We start from the raw sequence: 18,790 nt of genomic DNA on the forward strand, positions 1-18,790 counted from the left end.
AACTCCAAGGATCACACCACGTTGGTCGCGGCGGTCAAGGCCGCGGGACTTGTCGAGACATTGAAGGGGAAAGGGCCTTTCACCGTCTTTGCGCCTACCAATGCCGCTTTCGCAAAGCTGCCTGCCGGTACGGTCGAAACGCTGCTCAAGCCTGAAAACAAGGCGATGCTGTCCAAGATCCTGACCTACCATGTCGTCGCCGGCAGCATGGCCGCCAAGGATATTGCTGCCAAGGCAAAGATGAATGGCGGCAAGGCGATGCTGAAAACGGTGGAAGGCGAGAGCCTGACCGCCTGGGAAAAGGGCGGCGCCTGGTATCTGACCGATGCCAAGGGCGGCATGGCCAAAATCACCGTCGCCAACGTCATGCAGTCCAATGGCGTTATTCATGTGGTCGATACGGTGCTGATGCCCTGACCCGATTGATCGCACCTGTTGGATTGCAGAAGGCCGCCGATCTCTCCTGATCGGCGGCCTTCACTTTGTTCCGATATCCAGCCCTTCGGCTGGAACGGTCCCCAGGGTTGAAAATATTGTGCGCCTAAGAGTCGGATTCGAAACTATTCCGTTGTCTGACAGGGCCTTGCGGCTCGGCGAATGAATGCCTGCACTGACGCGGCGAAGAGCCAGGCTGTGGCGGATGCAATGGTCTTCTCGAAATCTTTGGCCAGACGGCGGTTACGGTTGAGCCAGGCGATAGTGCGTTCGACGCCCCATCTGCGCGGTAAGATTTCGAAACCCTTTGCTGCGTCCGAGCGCTTGATGATTTCGATTGTCCATTTGCCCAGCGGCCGCAACGCATCCTTGAGTTTCTGGCCTGCATATCCGCCATCGGCGAAGACATGTCGCAGCCACGGGAAGCGGTTGATGACGCCGCCAAGGACCAGCGGGGCGCCATCCCGATCCTGAATATCAGCGGTGTGCACGACTGCATGGACCAGGTTGCCTTCGGTATCGGTCAGTATGTGACGCTTGCGTCCCTTGATCCTCTTGCCCGCATCATAGCCGTAGGGACCGCCGGATTCCGTGGTTTTCACGCTCTGACTGTCGACCACCCCAGCACTGGGCGAAGCTTCACGTCCTTGTGCTTCGCGGACCAGCATGAGCAATCCATGGTTGATTGCCTGCCAGAGCCCATTGTCGCGCCAAAGGTAGAACCATCGCCGCACCGTCGATACCGGCGGAAAGCACGGCGGCAACATCCGCCAAGGCAAGCCGCCTCGCAACAGATAAAATATGGCTTCAACAATCCGGCGCATCTTCCACCTGCGTGGCCTCCCAGTCGGCGCAGGCGGACGCAGAAGAGGCTCGAACAACGCCCACTCGGCATCGGTTAAATCTGTTGGCAAAGACAGCCCGCTTCGCGCATGTAGCGCGCGAGTGGTATCGGTCCACATCGTTGATCCTTGGTAGTTTCGCAAAAACCCCTGAATCAACGACAGGTCCAGCCGTAAAGCTAACCTGCTGATACCACTCACCTTAGTTTCGGATCGGACACTTAGAAAATAACATAAATCGTGGCATTACCAGTGGGGTGAACAGCTACAGGGGAATGAGCATGCGTTTGATGATCACGTTGGTGGCAAGCGCGGCTCTGCTCGCGCCGCGATTTGCGCACGCCCAGAAAGCGAATGGCCTGAACGATCTGATAGGCGCACGGGCGCCGGGCGGAGAAACCGCGCTGCAATCGCGCGGCTGGGTTCATATCAAGACGGATCAAGGGGACGATCGCGCCTGGAGCTATTGGTGGCAACCTGCCCAGAAAAGCTGCGTCAGCATTGCGGTTAAGGAAGGCCGTTTCGATTCCATCACTCCGACGACCGCGCCGGACTGCAACCAGAAGGTCAGTGGCAAGGGGCCAAGCGGATCGGCTGTCGCGGCGGGGGTCGGCATTGCCGCCGTCATTGGTGCCATCGCGCTGGCCCATAAGTCGCACAATCACGACAATGGCCAGCATTATGACGATGATGCTTCCGACTCTGCCTATGAGCGGGGCTTTCGCGACGGCCTCTATTCCCAGACCTACGATAATTATGATCGGTCCGAACCCTATTCGCGCGGCTATGAAGCCGGCGTCAGCCAGAAAGGCCGCGAAACCAGCTATAGAGGCGGCCATCGCTCCGATGGCGCTGGATACCGGCAGTCGGTCGACCTGAACGATCTGGTGGATGCGCGCGCCGCAGGCGCTGACAGCGAAATGCAACGGCGCGGCTTCCGCAATGTCGGCGGCCTCAAAAGCGGCATGTCGAGCTACACTTACTGGTTCAACGACCGCACGCGCCAGTGCGTCCAAATGGGTGTCGCCGACGGGCGGGTCCAGAATGTCGCCGACATCGGCACCTATCAGGGCTGCCGGTAAGCCATATCGATGCGCGTCACCATATTCGGCACTCGCAGCTATGACCTGCAGTTCCTGACCGCCGCCAATGCGGATCATGGCCATGAACTGCGTTTTCTGGAAGCTGGCCTCGATCCCGTCACCGCGCCGCTGGCGGCGGGTAGCGATGCCGTCTGCGCCTTCGTCAATGATTGTCTCGATGCGCAAGTGATCGAACTGCTGGCCGGTTTTGGCGTTCGCATCGTCGCCCTGCGCTGTGCCGGTTACAATAATGTTGATCTTGCCGCGGCTGCGAGGTGCGGCATCGCGGTGACCCGAGTTCCAGCCTATTCGCCCCATGCCGTGGCGGAATTCACCATCGCCCTGCTGCTGGCGCTGGACCGCAAGATCCACCGGGCATGGTCGCGCGTGCGGGAGAATAATTACGCGCTGGACGGTCTTGTCGGTCGCAACCTGCATGGCCGGATCATGGGCGTGGTCGGCACTGGCCAGATCGGCGCCCTCGTCGCCAAAACGCTGCGCGCCGGCTTTGGCTGCGAGGTGCTGGCCAGCGATCCGGTCGCCGATCCGGCGCTGGAGGCGATCGGGGTCCGCTATACCAGCGTGGACACGCTTCTGCGGGAGGCCGACGTCATCAGCCTCCATTGTCCGCTGACGCCCGACACGCGGCATATGATCAATGCCACGTCGCTCGCAAAGGCCCGCCCCGGCCTGGTCGTCGTCAACACCAGCCGCGGCGCGCTAATCGATACCAAGGCGCTGATCGATGCGCTCAAAGCCCGCTCGGTCGGCGGCGTTGCCCTTGATGTCTATGAACAGGAAGCCGGCATCTTCTTCGATGACCTGTCCAGCGAGATTATCGATGACGATCTGCTCCAGCGTCTGCTGACCTTCCCGAACGTGCTGGTGACAGGCCATCAGGCGTTCCTGACCGAGGAGGCGTTGAGCGCCATCGCGCAGACCACGCTGGGTAGCCTATCCGATTTCGAGAAGGGCCTGCCGCTGGCCTATCAGATCCTGCCAGTTGGCCAGACGACGCCATGAACTTCGTCCAGTGGCTCAACTCGCTCGATGAGCTTCTCTATGAGGTGATGAGCTGGCTCGTCTTCTATCCGATCACGATGTGGCGAATCCTGCGCCATCCGCTGACGACGATGCGCTACGCCGAAGATCAATTGCTGCTGGACCAGGACCGGCAGTATCGCGCGACGGTCAGCCCGCCGATCATGCTGGTCCTCACGATCGTTCTCATTCAGGGAATGGGTGTCGCCATCGATGGCACCAATGCGATCGTCAAACATCGGCACGGCCTGGCGAGTCTGGTCAATGATAATACGACCCTGCTCTTTCTGCGGCTGGTCTTGTTCGGCACCTTCGCCCTCGTGCTTGCAGCGCGCAAGGTGCACAGGAGTAACCAGCAACTTGACCGAGACACGCTCAAGCCCGCCTTCTACGCCCAATGCTATGCCATATCCCCCTTCGCCCTGCTGCTCAGCAGCGGGGTCAGCGCGGCTGCGCATCTCCATGGCGGGGTCCAGCTTCTGGGCCTCATAGCGATCATCGCCGCCTTCCTTTTTAATGGCGTCGTGCAGATACGTTGGTTCCAGCAGGAACTTGAGCAATCCTGGTTTCGCTCCTTCATCGATGCCTCAATCGGCATGATCGTAAGCATCATCGCAACCGTCACCATCGGATTGCTCTTCGCATGAGCCGTCATTTCCGGGAGCACACTATGAAACCTGCGTCGAAACTGCTGATGTTGGCGGCGCTGGCGATACCAAGTTCAGCCGACGCGCAAGGCTCGAAGGTCAGTTCCGCCCCCGAACTGGCGCGGCAGATAGATGCGTTAAAGCCGGGCCAATGGGTATGGGCGCCCGCGATCGCCACCAGCGGACCGGTGATGATCTATGTCGACCTGTCGAAGCAGATCGCGCTGGTCTATCGCAATGGCATCCGCATCGGCGCCTCGACCATCTCGTCCGGCAAGGATGGTCATGAAACGCCCACCGGCGTCTTCACCATCCTGCAAAAGGACGCCAACCATCGGTCCAGCGTATATAATAATGCGCCCATGCCATTTCAGCAGCGGCTGACATGGGATGGCGTGGCGCTGCATGCGGGTGGCCTTCCGGGCTATCCGGAGAGCCATGGCTGCGTCCATCTGCCCTATGAGTTTGCCCGCGCCCTGTTCGCCATCACCAACCTTGGAATCACGGTGATCGTGCAGGGCAGCGCTGCCGATCATGTCCGCACCAGCGAGAACAGCCTTCTCGCGCCTTTCGATGCCAAGGGGCAGCCTGCACCGGTCATGCCCCTGACTGGCGAGGCGTATCGCTGGACGCCGGAAGCCGCGCCTCAAGGGCCGTTGACGATCATCGTCTCCAAGCTGGACCAGCGGATCGTCGTGCTGCGCAATGGCATGGAGATCGGCCGGAGCGTCGCGCAGATCAAGGACGATGATCCCGGATCGCATGTCATCAATCTGGTGATCCGGGACGGCAAGCCGCACTGGGTCTATGTGGGCCTTCCGGGTCATGGTGATGAAGACGGCCATGAGGTGGACGAGGCGATCCTCAACCGCGTGCGAATGCCCAGACGCTTCTATGAATTGGTACGCGACACCCTGAAGCCCGGCGCCACGATCCTGGTGACCAATTCACGGGTCGGAGCAAAGCCGCTGGAACGGCTCACTATCATGGACGCCGTCGTGCCGCAGCCATGATTGCCAGCCGCGCCGGTGAAGCCAGGTTTTCTCGCTTATCCAAGAATATTATAGCCGCTGTCGACATAGATGGTCTGGCCTGTCACGTAGCGCGCCTGATCGGAGAGCAGGAAGGCAGCCATTTCCCCGACCTGTTCGATGGTCACAAGCTGGTGCAGGGGCGCGTCCTGCGCCGCGCGTTCCATCAAGGCATCGAAATGCGACAAGCCGGAGGCCGCGCGCGTCTTCACCGGCCCAGTCGACAGGGCGTTGACGCGAATATGCTGTGGCCCCAGCTCCGCAGCGAGATAACGCATCGTGGATTCTAGCGCCGCCTTCACCGGCCCCATCAGGCCATAGCCCGGCACGACCTTCTCTGAGCCATAGAAACTCATCGTAAGGATGGAGCCACCCTCCCGCATCAGAGGCTCGGCCAGGCGCGCAAGGCGGATCAGCGAATGGCAGGAGATATCCATGGCCATCGCAAAACCCTCCGGCGAACTGTCGACGACCCGCCCCTGAAGATCTTCCTTTGGCGCGAATGCGATGGAGTGGAGCAGGAAGTCGAGCTTCCCCCGCCGTCGGGCGACCTCATCGAACAGCGCGTCCATCTGATCAGCCCTGCTCACGTCGAGAGGCAATATTATGTCCGCCTCCACTGACTGCGCCAAAGGTTCGACATGGGGCAGTGCCCTGTCGTTGAGATAGGTGAGCGCCAATGTAGCGCCCTGCCGTCGCAGCGCCTGGGCACAGCCCCATGCCAGCGACTGGTCATTGGCCAATCCGATGATCACCCCGTGCATCCTGACGCTCCTCAGAAGCCGCTGCGCCAGTCCCCGACATCGCAACGCCCGGTGAAGGCCGTCGCGGCTTTGATGCGGATGACGCGCGTTCGCCGGTCGATCTCCACCCGCGGCTTGTTGAGACCGTTGAGCCGGTAGCGTCCGGTGATGCGATCCGGCGTCACCATCAATTCCTCCAGCGGCCACCATCCGTCGGAGCCACCGGAATGTATCGGCGATACCAGCTTGCCACCCAGATGGATGCGTCCACGGCCATCGAACATCTCGACCTGCACGTCGGATGAAAATCCTTCGCGGCCAAGCGCCGTTCCAAACTCCGGCTCGAACCGTTTGCTCCGGCCATTGTAGCGATAGCCCGAATAGGTTTCCGTCGCAGGACCGCTGCCCGACCCGTAACAGATGAGCGTGACGGCCTGTGCGCCGGGACGGCCATAGTCGGGCCGTGGCGGCGGGGGAGCGTAGGCATCTTCCGAAGGACGATCAGACGGACGGCAATTGGCCTGCGGAACGCGATTGATCGCGGTATAGCGACCATCGGAGGTCGCCACCTGTACGCATTGTCCAGTCCTGCCGTTCGTCCAGAAGGACCATTTGGTGTCGCGCACGGTGTTGACCGTCACAAACTGGTAGCCTCGCGCTTCGAGTTGCGTCGCGCCGCCCGAGGCGCGCGCGCCTACCAGATCGGTAAGATCGGGCGCCTCCTGCGCGAATGAGGGCGATTCCGGGACCATCATAGCGAAGAACAGAGCAACCGAGGTCTTGAGCATGGAAGACTCCCTTACCGGATCTGTCGAGATTGTGCCGATTCTTCCATCGTGGATCAATCACATCGGAAATTTGTTACGAAGTCGTATTATTCCGTCGCAGGGTTGACCGCATCACCCTAGGATCAACCCACCCAGCCCAAACAGAATATCCCTGCCTTCACACCAACACAGAGGCGAGGGCCATAATATTCCACCTGAGGCGGCTGCGTCCTGCTTCATGTGAGTAGCCGCCGCAGCCGGTAGAGTCATATGTGGACGGCTCCCTCTTGCAAGACGTTTGAGCGGATATTTTGATCAGATCGCTTGCGACCATATGTCCGACCTGTCTTTGCGGCCGCATATAGCCGCTGGCCAAGATGGTTTCCGCGAGGTGAGTTCCAAACAGGAAGGCGACTATTTGACAGCCACTGACTCTAACGGAGTGTCTCACGTTCCGGATCGATCGATCAAACCACCTGCTCGTTTCTTGCAAGATCCCATATCAGCTCAGCACGGTAGCATTCTATGGTTGCTCACCATGACACGCCAATCTCTCACGCGGCCTTTGTCAAAACTGGTTGTGCAGTTATGGCGCGATAGCTTTCGCCGCTCACCATCAGCTTCCAGGCGATGCGTGCGATTCTGTTCGCCATAGCGACGGCCACAAGTTTGGGCTTCTTGTTGAGTTCCAGGAGCTTGAGAAGCCAGGGCGACGAGTTTTTGCCGCGCCCCGCCCGGATATTCTTGAGAACGGCGGTGGCGCCCACGACCAGCACGCTTCGCAAGTGTTCATCTCCTGCGCGCGTGATGCCGCCGGGACGAGCCCGACCTGCCGTTGAATGATCCCTGGGCGTGAGACCAATCCAGGCCGCAAAGTCACGCCCCGATTTGAACAGCCCGGGATCAGGGGTCTTCATCATCAGCAGGGATGCACCAATCGGGTCTACGCCCGGTATCCGGGCAAGCCGCTGGCTACATTCATCGTTGCGATGCCACTCCATGAGTTTGGCTTCGACTTTTTCGATTTCTACCTGCAACAGCTCATATTCGCGCCGATGAAACGCGAATAAATCACGAGCGAGCTCCGGCAAACTGTCATCGGAGGCGATATCCCTGCTCAATCCTCCAGTATCGTGCCAGAGCCGGTTATCGGCCGCAAATGGTCGAAAACCGCTTCAGGGGTGCCGTCGCCTTGAGCGCCGAATACAAAGCGCAAGGAATGCGGGATAAAGACCCAATGAAGCTACAAAACCATAGAACAACCGACCATCTGCTCTGGCTGAGCAGGACCGATACACATCATCGGCCAAAGCTGTTGAGCAATCACCCGCCATCATCGCTGAGATTACAACAACCATAAAGGTTGTAAGGATATAAATAACGGTCGCGGCGAGCAGATCACGCTTTTTCATAGCGGCAATATGCGCGCCGCGACGGCGCACCGCAATGTCAGCTTATAGGTAAGGCGATGTTTTCGATTAGCGGCAGAAAGTGGTCGCTCCCTGCCGGGCAGCTTTCCCGCCCAGGAGCAGACCGACCGCTATCGGGTGTGCCTGGCGCCGATCGGCGCGATGATCGTCTATCAGGGGTGGGAAGCGGACGGTCTGTTTGGGAGCCTCAGAAGCGAGTTAGCTGCCGCTGTGCGAAAAAATCGTTCGGCAACAATCGCCCAAGTAGCGGATATTCCTCCTCATCCATATAGTCGGTGCAGTGCCATTGATCGCGGTTGTTCGGGGGGCGGAATGAGTGATGAGTGCAGTGCGGTTCCGAGGCGATTTCGCATCGCGCGACGTTGGCAATGGGCCGCAGCCGCCGCCTCTGTCCTCTTCGTTCTCGCCTCCTTTGTCGGTTGGCCCCTAGGTTACCTGTGGCCGTCCGCAATCGGATTTGTTGCGTTCCTTCCGAGCGTTTGGTTATTCAGCATCAAGTGCTACAACTGTCGCTGGCCAGCGTTCACGAACTATGAAGCGGAAGAGGCGCTCAAGCAGGACCAGCAGTTCTGGACACGTTTTTGGGGCAAGGAACATGGAGGTGTGAGCCTGCCGCTTCCGAACAAATGCACTAAGTGCGGTGCCTCTTTCGTTTGATGCGCGACCCGCACAGATCGACCGCTTTCCTGCGGAATTGGTCATTCGGCCTACGCATTGCTACCTGAATGAGCGTCCGCTTTAGGGACGCACATCATCAAGACCGAACGGCCACAACTGGTCGGCGGCCGATCGTCCGCTTTCCGTCGTCCGATAGGGGGCTGATCCCGATCGAATGACCGCTTTCGGGAAATCCAAATGATCGGCTGAGTGGCGACAAAGGGCGCATTGCTGCTGGTCGGCTCACATCAAGCCGACCTCGCTAAGCTTGGCGATCGCTCAAGGGTTCGCTGGCCGCTGATCTGCGTGTTGCGAAATACTGGGCCGGCGTGGCGCCGGTCGCTTTCCTGAACATGGTGATGAAGGCGTTGACCGACTCATAACCCAATGTGCCTGCAACATTCTGCACCGCCTCGCCGCTGGCCAGTTCGCGCAGGGCAATAACGAGATGTAGCTGCTGGCGCCAGCGACCGAAACTGAGCCCCGTTTCACGCAGCATGAGCCGGCCAAGCGAACTCTCGCTCATCGCCACGCGCCTGGCCCATTCACCCAATGTGCTGCGGTCAGCGGGGGCGTTCGTCAGTGCGTCGGCGATCATGCGAATCTTCGGATCGCCAGAAATCGGCAGGTTGAACCGCTGGCGCGGCATTTCGGCCAGTTCATCCAGCAGCACCCGGGCAAGCCGGGCCTCATGGCCTTCGCGCGGATAGTCGCCACGTTCGCGAGTGAGCCAGTCGATCATCTCCCGGATCATCGGCGATATCGACAGTGTGCAGCATTCCCCCGGCAGGGCAGCCTCGCCGGGTTCCACGAATAGATAATTGAGCCGGGCGTTGTGGGTCGCGCGGGCGCTGTGTGGAACGCCGCCAGGAATCCAGATACCGCAATCGGGCGGGATCACCCATATCTCGTTTCCGGCGTTGCACGTCACCGCGCCATGCAAGGTGATGATCAACTGCCCTTTGCGATGAATATGGGATGGCACCTCGGCCGCATAATCTGCGAAGTCGACACGATGTGCGACGGCGGGAAGGCGCGTCAGGTCGGGATCGAGAGCAGATATAACGGAGGCGGAGCTGGGCACGATTGACGTGATATAGTGATTTTCTGACAGGATATCGAATTTATTCGATCGCGCGATGCGGCGATATCCAGGCCATGTGCATTGCCTATCCCTCACTATCCAGCCTCGCCCAGGCCAGCGCGGCGCTGATCCGCAAAGGCCCGAAGGTAATGCGATCGCCGGTGACCCGAGCGGATCGGGATGCGCTGGCCTTTTCGGCGAAGACGTTCACGGCGGCGATGCTGGCCTATCACATTGCGCTGCGCATCGGCTTGCCCAAACCCTATTGGGCGATCCTGACGGTCTACATCGTTTCGCAGGGTTCGGCCGGCGCCTCGCTGGGGCGCGGCGTCTATCGTTTGTGTGGAACAATAATCGGTGCCGCCGCAACGGTCGCGATCGTGCCCAACTTTGCGAATGAACCAGTTCTGTGCAGCCTGATCCTCTCCTGCTGGATCGGCCTGTGCCTCTACTTCTCGCTGCTCGACCGGACACCTCGCGCCTATGCTTTCGTACTGGCGGGCTATACCGCGAGCCTGATCGGATTTCCGGGTGTGGCCGACCCCGGCGCCATGTTCGATACGGCGGCGGTGCGCGTGCAGGAGATCTTGCTCGGCATCGGCTGCGCCGTGCTGATCCATCGTTTCATCCTGCCCCGGCCAATGACGGGCCAGTTTACCGGCAAGCTTTCGGCCACATTGAAGGATGCGCGCGGCCTGGCCCGCGAAGCCCTCAAAGGCCTGCCCGATGTACAGGGGCGGCATGCCCGCGCTGCGCTGGCGTCAGACCTGCTCGCGCTGAACGGTCTTGCAACGCACCTGCCTTATGATGCCGCGACAGTCGCAGCACCGCGAAAAGCGTTGGACCGTGTCCACGACCTTCTCGCACGCCTGATTCCTCTCAGCACCGACATTGAAGATCGTCTGCATGCTCTGCGCCCCCTTAGCGATGCGGAAGCGGACATGCACTGCCTGCTTTATGACATTGACCATTGGCTCAGGGCGGGCACGCCTTCTTCCGACGAACTGGTGGAACGTGCTCGACGGCATGGCGCGTCTGGGCTGGCCACCAATCTGTGCGGTCATCTTGCCGAGCTGATCGAACTGCTCGACACCTGCGATCGGTTGGGTGCGCAGATCGTGGACGGTGCTCGCAGACAGCGAGACTATAGTCCCGACGCACATCCGACCGGCTACGTCTATCACCGTGATCGCTGGATGGCCGTACGCGGTGCGATGGGGGCGATTGCCGGCATCTTTGCCGGTTGCCTCCTGTGGATCTGGTCGGCCTGGGCTGACGGTGCATTGGCCCTTTCCATCGTGGGCGTGGCCTGCGCCCTGTTCGGGAATTTCGACGCGCCAAGGCCGTTCGTCATCAAATATCTGATCGGGTCGCTCTATGCCGTCGCGATCAGCCTTGCCTACAGCTTCGTCATTTTGCCGCGTGTCAGCGACTTCCCGGTTCTGGTGGCTGTCCTCGCACCCACGCTTTTGCTGGCGGGATCAATGCAGGCACGCCCGCCAACCACGATGCTGGCGCTGGGCATCACGCTCAGCTTCCCAATCCTGACCGGGCTGGGCGCCAGCTACACCGGCGATTTCGCGGCTTTCCTCAACAGCACGGTGGCTCTGGTCATCGGCACCGGCTTTGCCGCGGTCAGCATGACGCTGTTCCAGACTGTGCCGGTCAAAACAGCCATCGACCGACTGCTCCGCGCAAGCCGCCGCGATGTGGCGCGGCGGGCAAGAGGGCATGCCATGGACGAAGCGCGCTGGACCAGCATCATGATCGACCGCACCGCGCTGCTGATCCCCCGGGCAAAAGCGGCAGGCAAGGTGCATCTGCCCGACACCATCCTGATGCATCTTCGCGTGGGCCATGCGGTTGGCGCTTTGCGCCACCGCATCAGTGACCGACCCGATCAGCCGTGCGCAGCCCTGCACACGCTGCTCGCCGGAATAGGCAAGGCTTTCTCGGAGAGCGACGAGCCGGAACAGGAAGTTCTGATCGCGCAGGTTGATGCTGCCGCAACACGGATCGCGGACAGCGCAGCGGACGACGCTGGCGAAATTGCCGATCTTCTCATCGACTTGAGGTTCGCCCTTATGCCCGTCAACGCCGGAGGCAGCCGATGATTGCCGACATCGCTATTGGCGGCGTGTTCATCCCTGGCCTGCTGGTGCTCGGCCTGCTGGCCGCGGTCTGTACCTTTGTCGTGATGCGCCTGGCTGCGCTGACCGGCCTTGACCGGGCCATCGCGCGCAAGCCGCTCGTCGAGCTTGCCTGCTTCATCATCCTCTTCAGCCTGCTCGTGCAGTTCCAGCCTCTCACCGGATTTTTGCCATGAAGCCAGTTCTCTCCCTGCTGGGGCGCTATGCCCTGACCCTGACCGTGGTGGTGCTCGCTGCACTTGTCGCGTTTCAGGTCTGGCGCAGCTACGAACGCACCCCGTGGACCCGCGATGGCCATGTACGGGCGGACGTGGTGCGCGTTTCCACCGACGTAGGCGGGCTGGTCACGCAGGTCATGGTCCATGACAATCAGACCGTTTCTGCAGGACAAGTGCTGATCGTGCTTGATCGCCCCCGCATTACGGCCGCGATCGAGCGGGCTGATGCCGCGATCGCGCAGGCCCGGGCGGAACTGGAGCAGGCCCGTAGGGAAGCCCGGCGCGACAGGGCGCTGGGCGATCTTGTCGCAGCCGAAACACGCGAGCAGAATGCGGCGAAGGTCAGCACCCTGGAGGCGGTCCTCAAGAGCGCGCTTGCGGAGCGCAATGTCGCCAGTGTCGATATGCACCGCACCGAAATCCGCGCCACGGTGGCGGGAGTCATTACCAATCTCGATATTCATCCGGGTGATTATCTCGCGGCGGGCGCGCAGGCGATGGCGCTGGTCGACACCGCCTCGCTCCGGATCGAAGGCTATTTCGAGGAGACGAAGCTGCACCGGGTCGCGATCGGCGATCGTGCGCGCATTCGCCTGATGGGCGACGAGGCCGAGATCACCGGCCATGTCGAAAGTATCGCCGCCGCCATCGATGACGATCAGCGCGGGCAGGCGCACAATCTCCTGCCCACGGTCGCGCCTACCTTCTCATGGGTCCGGCTAGCCCAGCGTATCCCTGTTCGGGTCCATATCGATCATGTTCCGCCCGGCACCAGACTGATCGCCGGCAGAACCGCAACGGTTGAGATCATTCCCGATAGCGAGCGGATTGCAACGCCGGACACGCCGAAGGTACGGTCATGAGGTGCGTGCTTGCCGTTTCCGCTGCGCTGCTCGTCGCAGGATGCGTATCCGGACCGGATTATCATGGACCACAGCCCGGAGTGGCAGGGACGCCAGCGGCGCAGGGCGCATTCATCGCGGGACATAATGACGCCTTCACACAGGCGCCGCTTCCCGAGCACTGGTGGCGCCTTTATGAGGATCCGCGCCTCGACGCGCTGGTCGAACAGGCTCTTTCCGCCAACGCAGATTTGCGGGCCGCCGAGGCCAATGTCCGCAAGGCGCAAGCCGTGCTCCGCCAGACGGCGGGGGCGCGTGCAATCAGCACGAGCGTGAACGGCCAAACCGCGCTGGAACGGGATTACTCGGCCAGTTCCACTGGTGCCGCTTTGCCGGGTGTCGCCACCTATGGCCTCGGATTGTCTGCGGGCTATCCGCTGGATCTGGCAGGCAAGCTGCGGCGTGCTATCGAAGCGGGGGAGGCTGATCGTGACCTGGTCGAGGCCGCCCGCGATGCCGCGCGGATCAGCGTGGCAGCGTCGACTGCCCGTGCCTATGCCGGGGTCTGCGCTGCCAACTTCCAGATTAAGATCATCCGCCAGGTGATCGCCCTGCAACGGCGCACGCTTGACGCCACCGCCCGCTTGGCACGCGGCGGACGCGGAACGGCTTTCGATATCACCCGCGCGAGAACGGCAGTGGAAATCAGCGACGCCGGTCTGCCGGCATTGGTGGCCCGGCGGCAGGCATCGCTTTTCCTGCTGGCAACACTGCTTGGTAGGGCGCCTGCGGATTATCCTCGGGACGTCGAGGCCTGCAACGAATTGCCCAAGCTGAAGCAAGCATTGCCGGTTGGTGACGGCACCGCGCTGATCCGGCGCAGGCCTGATATCCGTCAGGCGGAGCGAGCCATCGCAGGCGATACCGCACGCATCGGCGTAGCCATGGCCGATCTCTATCCTAGCGTAACTATGGGAGGGAGCGTCAGTGCGGGTGGAAAGGTCGAAGAACTGGACCGTTCCCACAGCTTTGGGTTCAGCCTTGGTCCGCTTCTGAGTTGGAGCTTTCCAAATCGCCCGGTCGTCACAGCCAGGATCGCGGCTAAGCAGGAGCAGGTTGCCATTGATGTCGCCCGGTTCGATGCCACCGTCCTTGACGCCTTGCGCGACACGGAAACCGCCCTCGAAACCTACGCGCGGAACCGGGATCGGGCAGCATCACTGCAACGTGCGGCCAGCAGCGCCGAAATGTCAGCCGCCCAGGCCAGCGCCCTGTTCCGCTTTGGGCGCAGCGACTTCCTCAATGTTCTGACGGCGCAGAGCAGTCTTGCAGCCGTGCAAGTCGATTATGCGGCGGCAGAGGCGTCCATCGTGGACGACCAGATCACAGTGTTTCTGGCATTAGGTGGAGGTTGGCAATGAATTAGCCTCTTCAATTCGGGATGGAGGTGAACGGCAGCTTACAGGGCAGCCTTGGACCGCTCCGTATTACCGGAATCGGCGCGTAGCTGACGCTTGCGCGGTCGACCCTTTATAGCCACCCATGACCCCATTTCTCATTTCGAGATGCAGTCGGTCTGCTTACGCTACCTCATATGGCGTTCGGGATGGATGGGGGGCTCCGTGCCATCAGCGGTCCATGATCTCACGATTAAGGCAGGATCGAACGGATAGCTCTTGCCAATGCGCCAACATCCGCCGCGCTGTTGAACAGGGCGGGCGTGACGCGGACACAGGCGCCGCTGGCAGGCCCATCGCGATGCACCGTGAAAATCCGATGTTCGTCCAGCAGGCATTTGGCGACCGCCATATTGTCCTGCACGCTTGTCCGCCCTGCCAGACGGAACGAGGTGATGCCGCCGTGCAGGCGTGGATCGGCCGGCGTCAATATCTCCAGCCCCTTCGCGTCGCGCAGTTCTTCCGCCCACAGGTCGCGCAAATGGCGCAGCCGCGCCGCCCGCGCGCTGTCGCCGATCGCTTCCTGGAAATCGAGTGCGGCCGGCACGGTCAGTTGCGCCGCGAAATCCACCGTGCCGGTATGCACGCGCGAATAGCTACTGGCGGCAAAGGGTGGACTGTTGGCACTGTCCGGATCGATCAGGTCCAGCCTGGCCTTTCGGATATAGATGACGCCCACGCCCAGCGGCGCACCCCACCATTTGTGCAGGTTGAAGCCGATGAAATCCGCGTCGAGGTCAGCCGGCCGGAAATCCAGCTGGCCCCAGCTATGCGCCGCATCGACGATCGCATCGACGCCGCGCGCCCGCGCCATCGCCACGATTTCCTTCACCGGGATCACCAGGCCGGTGCGATGGCTGAGATGGGTGAGCAGGATCAGGCGGATCTTCGGATTGGCCTTCAGCGCCGCTTCATAGGTATCGATCAGCCCCTGATGCGTCGCCGGTTCGGGCAGCGCGATCCGCACCACATCCACGCCCCGGCTGCGCTTCAATGTATCGAAACAGGCCTGCATGCTGTCATAGTCGAGATCGGCCTGAAGCACGGCATCACCTGGCCGCAGCCGGTTATAGCCGCCGATCAGCGCCTTCAGCGCCTCGGTCGCGTTGCGGGTGAAGGCGATTTCCTGCGGGGCGACGCCCATCTTCGCCGCCACCCGATCGCGCACGGCGATCAGGTCGGGGGTCAGGCCGCGCCGGGCATAATAGCTGGTCTCGCGATTGACCCGGCGCACGGCCGCCTCATAGCGGTCCAGCACCGGCCGGGCCATCATCCCCCAATTGCCATTTTCCAGCTGGATGACGTCACGGGTGACATCATATTGGGCCGCGATCCCGGCCCAATATGCTTCATCATCGGACCGGGCCGAACTGGTCGGCAGGGCGGCGGCACGCCCTGCAACCGGCACGGCGGCCGCCCCGATCATCATCTGCCTGCGGCTGATTTCCATGTCCCGTGCCTAGCCGATCAGAAGGTCAGGCCCAAGCGGACATAATATTGGCCGCCGTCCGTGTCATAGGGCGCGTTGCGCGAGTAGATGAGGCCGCGCACCGCCTGGTTGGTCGCCTCGTCGGGATAGGCGTTGAAGATATTCTCCGCCCCGCCCCGGATCGAGATGTTGGGCGTGACCTGGACGCTCGCCGACAGGTCGAACAGCACCATGGATCCGAAGCGCTGATAGAGGTCGCCGGTGGCATTGCCGCTGACATCGGTCCAAGCGCCATAATAGCGTGCCCGGCCCTGAATGCCGACCTTGCCCAGCGTATAGCCGAGCGAGGCGGTGCCATTATGCTTGGGCAGTCGTTCCTCGAAGACGATGCGCTGGCTTTCATTGGCGATCGCCGCCGACGTGCCGCTCGTCACCTTGGTCTGGTTGTAGTTGTAGGCCAGGCTGATGTCGGCGGTGCCCGGCCCGACCGGTTTGGTGTAGGCCAGCACGACATCGACGCCGCGGGTGCGGGTGTCGAAATCATTGGTGAAATAGGTGACGGACGTGAAGCGCTGCGGATTGGGCAGGCTGGCCGGCACCGCGAAGGTGCGCGACTGGCCGAAGCGATCGCGCAGCTTGATCTGATAGAGATCGACGCTACCGGTCAGGCCGAAGCTAGACTGGAAGGTCAGGCCCGCCGTGATGGTGCGCGACTTTTCCGGGGTCAGCGGCTTGGCGCCCAGGGCGATCGCGATCGGATCGCTGGGCGACAGGCGGCCGGTGTTGAAGATCTGCATCGTGGTCGTGTCCAGCCCCTGGCTGGTGTTGACCGCGTTGAGCTGGGCCGGGGTCGGTGCGCGGAAGCCAGTCGAATAGGTGCCACGCAGAGCCACGCCCTTCACCGGCTCGAACCGGGCCGAAAGCTTATAATTGAAGGTATCGCCAAAGGCCGAGAAATCCTCATAGCGGCCGGCCGCGCCCAGCGTCACCGCCTCGATCGGACGAACTTCGACATCGACATAGCCGGCATAGCTGGTCTGCGACCATTCACCGGCGTTGAGCGGGCTGAAGCCTGGGAAGCCGTTGCTGTTGGGAGCAAGGCCGGTCGCCGCGCCCGCGCCGATCGCATAGGAGGCTGGGTCGCCCGGACGGATGCCGTAAGTTTCCTTGCGGCGTTCAGCGCCGAAGGCGATGTTCGCCGGCTCAACCAGCCCCAGCGGCAGGCGATAGACGAAGTCGGCATTCAGGTTGAACTCGCTCTGGCGCAGGCGGCCCAGATAGAAGCTGGTCGGGCTGTCCGGCCCCATCGATGCATTGAGCGATTCATGCATGTTGTAATTGATGCGGCTGCGCCCGGACGAGGCGCTGATGTCATAGGTCAGCCGCTCGCTGATCGCGCCGCGCAGGCCGGCATCGGCCTGATAATCATCATATTTCGTGCCGAAGCGCGGCGTGAACCCAGCTGGATAGAGGCTGGCGAAATTGAAGCCGGGAAAGGCCGAACTATTGCCATAGACGTTCGCCGTGCTGGCCGGGTTGCGCCAGTTGAAGTCGGTCACGCCCTCGCCATTACCGGCCGTGCCAAAGGCATAGAGGGTGACGGCATCGGAGAAATCATAATGGGCATTCACGCCCGCCCGCACCGAGCGCAGGTCGGGCTGTCCCCAGCGCTGCACCGGATCGGGCACGTCCAGACCGGGATTGGCCGCCTGGAACGCTGCGGCATCGGGCCGCTGGCGCGTGCGCGAGGTGGCGTCGGACTTGGAAAATTCGCCGGTGAAGACGATGCTGCCACGATCGCCCAGCGCCAGGCCGCCCTGCGCGCCGCTCTGATAGGTCGTGCCATCGCCCTTATAATATTGCGAGAACTGACCATATGCTTCCATGCCCGGCTGGTCGTCGAGGATGATGTTGACGACGCCGGCGATCGCATCCGACCCATATTGCGCCGACGCGCCATCACGCAGCACTTCGATCCGCTTGATCGCCAGATTGGGGATGGTGGCAAGGTCGGCCGACTGCGCGCCGCGCGTCCCGAGCAAGGCCGAGCGGTGGTAGCGCTTGCCGTTGACCAGAACCAGCGTCTGGTCGGCGGACAGGCCGCGCAGCGTGGCGGGCCGGACAAAGGCCTGGCCGTCAGCCGCCGGCAGGCGCTGCACGTTGAAGGACGGCAGCAACTGGGCCAGCGTATCGGACAGATCGTTGGACACGCTGCCGTCGATCGCCTTCGACGAGAGGACGTCGATCGGCGCCAGCGCATCGAACTTGGTCCGCTTCGCATCGCGCGTGCCGGTCACGATGATCGCGTCACCAGCGGCGTCGGCGGCTGGCACTGCATCCTGCGCCATAGCGAAAGAGCACGCAGAAAATTGCAGCGCGACGAGCGCGCTGACGGTCATAAACTTCATGATTGTCCCCACGGATACGACAGATTCTTGTTCTGCGGGAGCCGATAGGGACGCTAGATGACGGTTATGTGTAGTTTACGAAAAATGTTCGCGACGGTCCCCACCTCAACCAAGGGTAAGTTGCGTTCACTTATTTCAAATCAGCAGAAGCCTGATCCTGCAGACTCGACTGATGCGAGAATATTGAGCTACCTCCTGCAATACTACTTGCCGGAGGGTCGAGGGACTTCGGTAGAGTCAGGAAGTGGCGCGGTGTCGTGCGGCGCGCCTATGGGGCTTGCCAGACGGTCCGTTTCCACTCCCTGCTCATCGAACCGGACATGCAGGTCTCCCGCATCCGGCTCTCGGACAAGACGTCACGCCTTCACCCACGGCGGGCTGCGGCCAAGTCCGCCAGACGCACAAGGCCGAAGCGCTCGTATAGCTCGGGGTCGTGATAGGCTCCCTCTCGCCGTCGCCTGGTCTTGTATTTGGCGCGCAGCCACCGACGCAACCGCACCGCTGTGTAGCTGTCGATGGCCCGGTAT

At 61.7% G+C, this 18,790-nt stretch carries 15 protein-coding genes and 1 pseudogene; 9 read left to right on the forward strand and 7 right to left on the reverse strand.

What is annotated here, in order from left to right; translation table 11 throughout:
* A partial coding sequence (locus JQK15_RS25575) for a fasciclin domain-containing protein (RefSeq protein WP_214869285.1) occupies positions 1–417 on the forward strand: 417 nt, incomplete at its 5' end.
* 143 nt (positions 418–560) lie between these two features.
* Here JQK15_RS25575 and JQK15_RS25580 read toward each other — a convergent pair.
* Positions 561–1,397, reverse strand: a complete 837-nt coding sequence (locus JQK15_RS25580) for an IS5 family transposase (RefSeq protein WP_214869286.1) — start codon at positions 1,395–1,397, stop codon at positions 561–563.
* Between the two features lie 161 nt (positions 1,398–1,558).
* Here JQK15_RS25580 and JQK15_RS25585 point away from each other — a divergent pair, with 161 nt between their 5' ends.
* From JQK15_RS25585 to JQK15_RS25600, 4 genes are read left to right on the forward strand one after another with little or no spacing between them, the layout of a single operon-like run.
* Entirely contained in the window at positions 1,559–2,359 is an 801-nt protein-coding gene (locus JQK15_RS25585) for a hypothetical protein (RefSeq protein WP_214869288.1), read from the forward strand.
* Between the two features lie 9 nt (positions 2,360–2,368).
* Positions 2,369–3,382 (forward strand): 2-hydroxyacid dehydrogenase, encoded by a 1,014-nt coding sequence (locus JQK15_RS25590; protein WP_214869290.1) that lies wholly within the window; start codon positions 2,369–2,371, stop codon positions 3,380–3,382.
* A gap of 47 nt (positions 3,383–3,429) precedes the next feature.
* Positions 3,430–4,047 (forward strand): hypothetical protein, encoded by a 618-nt coding sequence (locus JQK15_RS25595; protein ID WP_251008054.1) that lies wholly within the window; start codon positions 3,430–3,432, stop codon positions 4,045–4,047.
* A 23-nt stretch (positions 4,048–4,070) separates the two neighbouring features.
* Entirely contained in the window at positions 4,071–5,060 is a 990-nt protein-coding gene (locus JQK15_RS25600) for a L,D-transpeptidase family protein (RefSeq protein ID WP_214869294.1), read from the forward strand.
* A gap of 35 nt (positions 5,061–5,095) precedes the next feature.
* Here JQK15_RS25600 and fabI read toward each other — a convergent pair whose 3' ends face one another.
* From fabI to JQK15_RS25620, 4 genes and pseudogenes are all read right to left on the reverse strand, one after another.
* A complete protein-coding gene (gene fabI, locus JQK15_RS25605; RefSeq protein ID WP_214869296.1) occupies positions 5,096–5,842 on the reverse strand; it encodes an enoyl-ACP reductase FabI in 747 nt (248 codons plus the stop codon).
* A gap of 11 nt (positions 5,843–5,853) precedes the next feature.
* Positions 5,854–6,609, reverse strand: a complete 756-nt coding sequence (locus JQK15_RS25610; protein WP_214869298.1) for a hypothetical protein — start codon at positions 6,607–6,609, stop codon at positions 5,854–5,856.
* A gap of 533 nt (positions 6,610–7,142) precedes the next feature.
* A pseudogene (locus JQK15_RS25615) lies at positions 7,143–7,697 on the reverse strand (transposase); the annotation flags it as partial.
* 1,240 nt (positions 7,698–8,937) lie between these two features.
* The gene (locus JQK15_RS25620) at positions 8,938–9,759 is read right to left on the reverse strand and encodes an AraC family transcriptional regulator (protein WP_353047273.1); all 822 of its coding nucleotides are present in this window, start codon (positions 9,757–9,759) and stop codon (positions 8,938–8,940) included.
* 149 nt (positions 9,760–9,908) lie between these two features.
* On the opposite strand from JQK15_RS25620, the gene JQK15_RS25625 reads away from it, so the two are divergent.
* Genes JQK15_RS25625 through JQK15_RS25640 form a run of 4 tightly spaced genes read left to right on the forward strand, consistent with a single transcriptional unit; the run spans position 9,909 to position 14,390 of the window.
* Positions 9,909–11,873: an FUSC family protein gene (locus JQK15_RS25625; RefSeq protein ID WP_285236603.1), complete on the forward strand. Its 1,965-nt coding sequence runs from the start codon at positions 9,909–9,911 to the stop codon at positions 11,871–11,873.
* Entirely contained in the window at positions 11,870–12,085 is a 216-nt protein-coding gene (locus JQK15_RS25630; protein WP_214869303.1) for a DUF1656 domain-containing protein, read from the forward strand. Before JQK15_RS25625 ends, JQK15_RS25630 begins: the two co-directional genes overlap by 4 nt.
* Entirely contained in the window at positions 12,082–12,990 is a 909-nt protein-coding gene (locus JQK15_RS25635) for an HlyD family secretion protein (RefSeq protein ID WP_214869305.1), read from the forward strand. Before JQK15_RS25630 ends, JQK15_RS25635 begins: the two co-directional genes overlap by 4 nt.
* Entirely contained in the window at positions 12,987–14,390 is a 1,404-nt protein-coding gene (locus tag JQK15_RS25640) for an efflux transporter outer membrane subunit (RefSeq protein ID WP_214869307.1), read from the forward strand. The genes JQK15_RS25635 and JQK15_RS25640 overlap by 4 nt, the downstream gene beginning before the upstream one ends.
* A 229-nt stretch (positions 14,391–14,619) precedes the next feature.
* Here the strand turns inward: JQK15_RS25640 and JQK15_RS25645 are convergent, their stop codons facing one another.
* Complete coding sequence (locus JQK15_RS25645; RefSeq protein ID WP_214869309.1) at positions 14,620–15,876, reverse strand: aminotransferase class V-fold PLP-dependent enzyme; 1,257 nt, start codon at positions 15,874–15,876, stop codon at positions 14,620–14,622.
* Positions 15,877–15,893: 17 nt separating this feature from the next.
* On the reverse strand, positions 15,894–18,263 hold the full coding sequence (locus tag JQK15_RS25650; RefSeq protein WP_214869316.1) for a TonB-dependent receptor plug domain-containing protein: 2,370 nt from the start codon (positions 18,261–18,263) through the stop codon (positions 15,894–15,896).
* Positions 18,264–18,790 lie beyond the last annotated feature (527 nt).

Origin of the sequence: Sphingobium sp. BHU LFT2, assembly GCF_018604485.1 — a bacterium.
Classification (GTDB): Bacteria; Pseudomonadota; Alphaproteobacteria; order Sphingomonadales; family Sphingomonadaceae; genus Sphingobium; species Sphingobium yanoikuyae_A.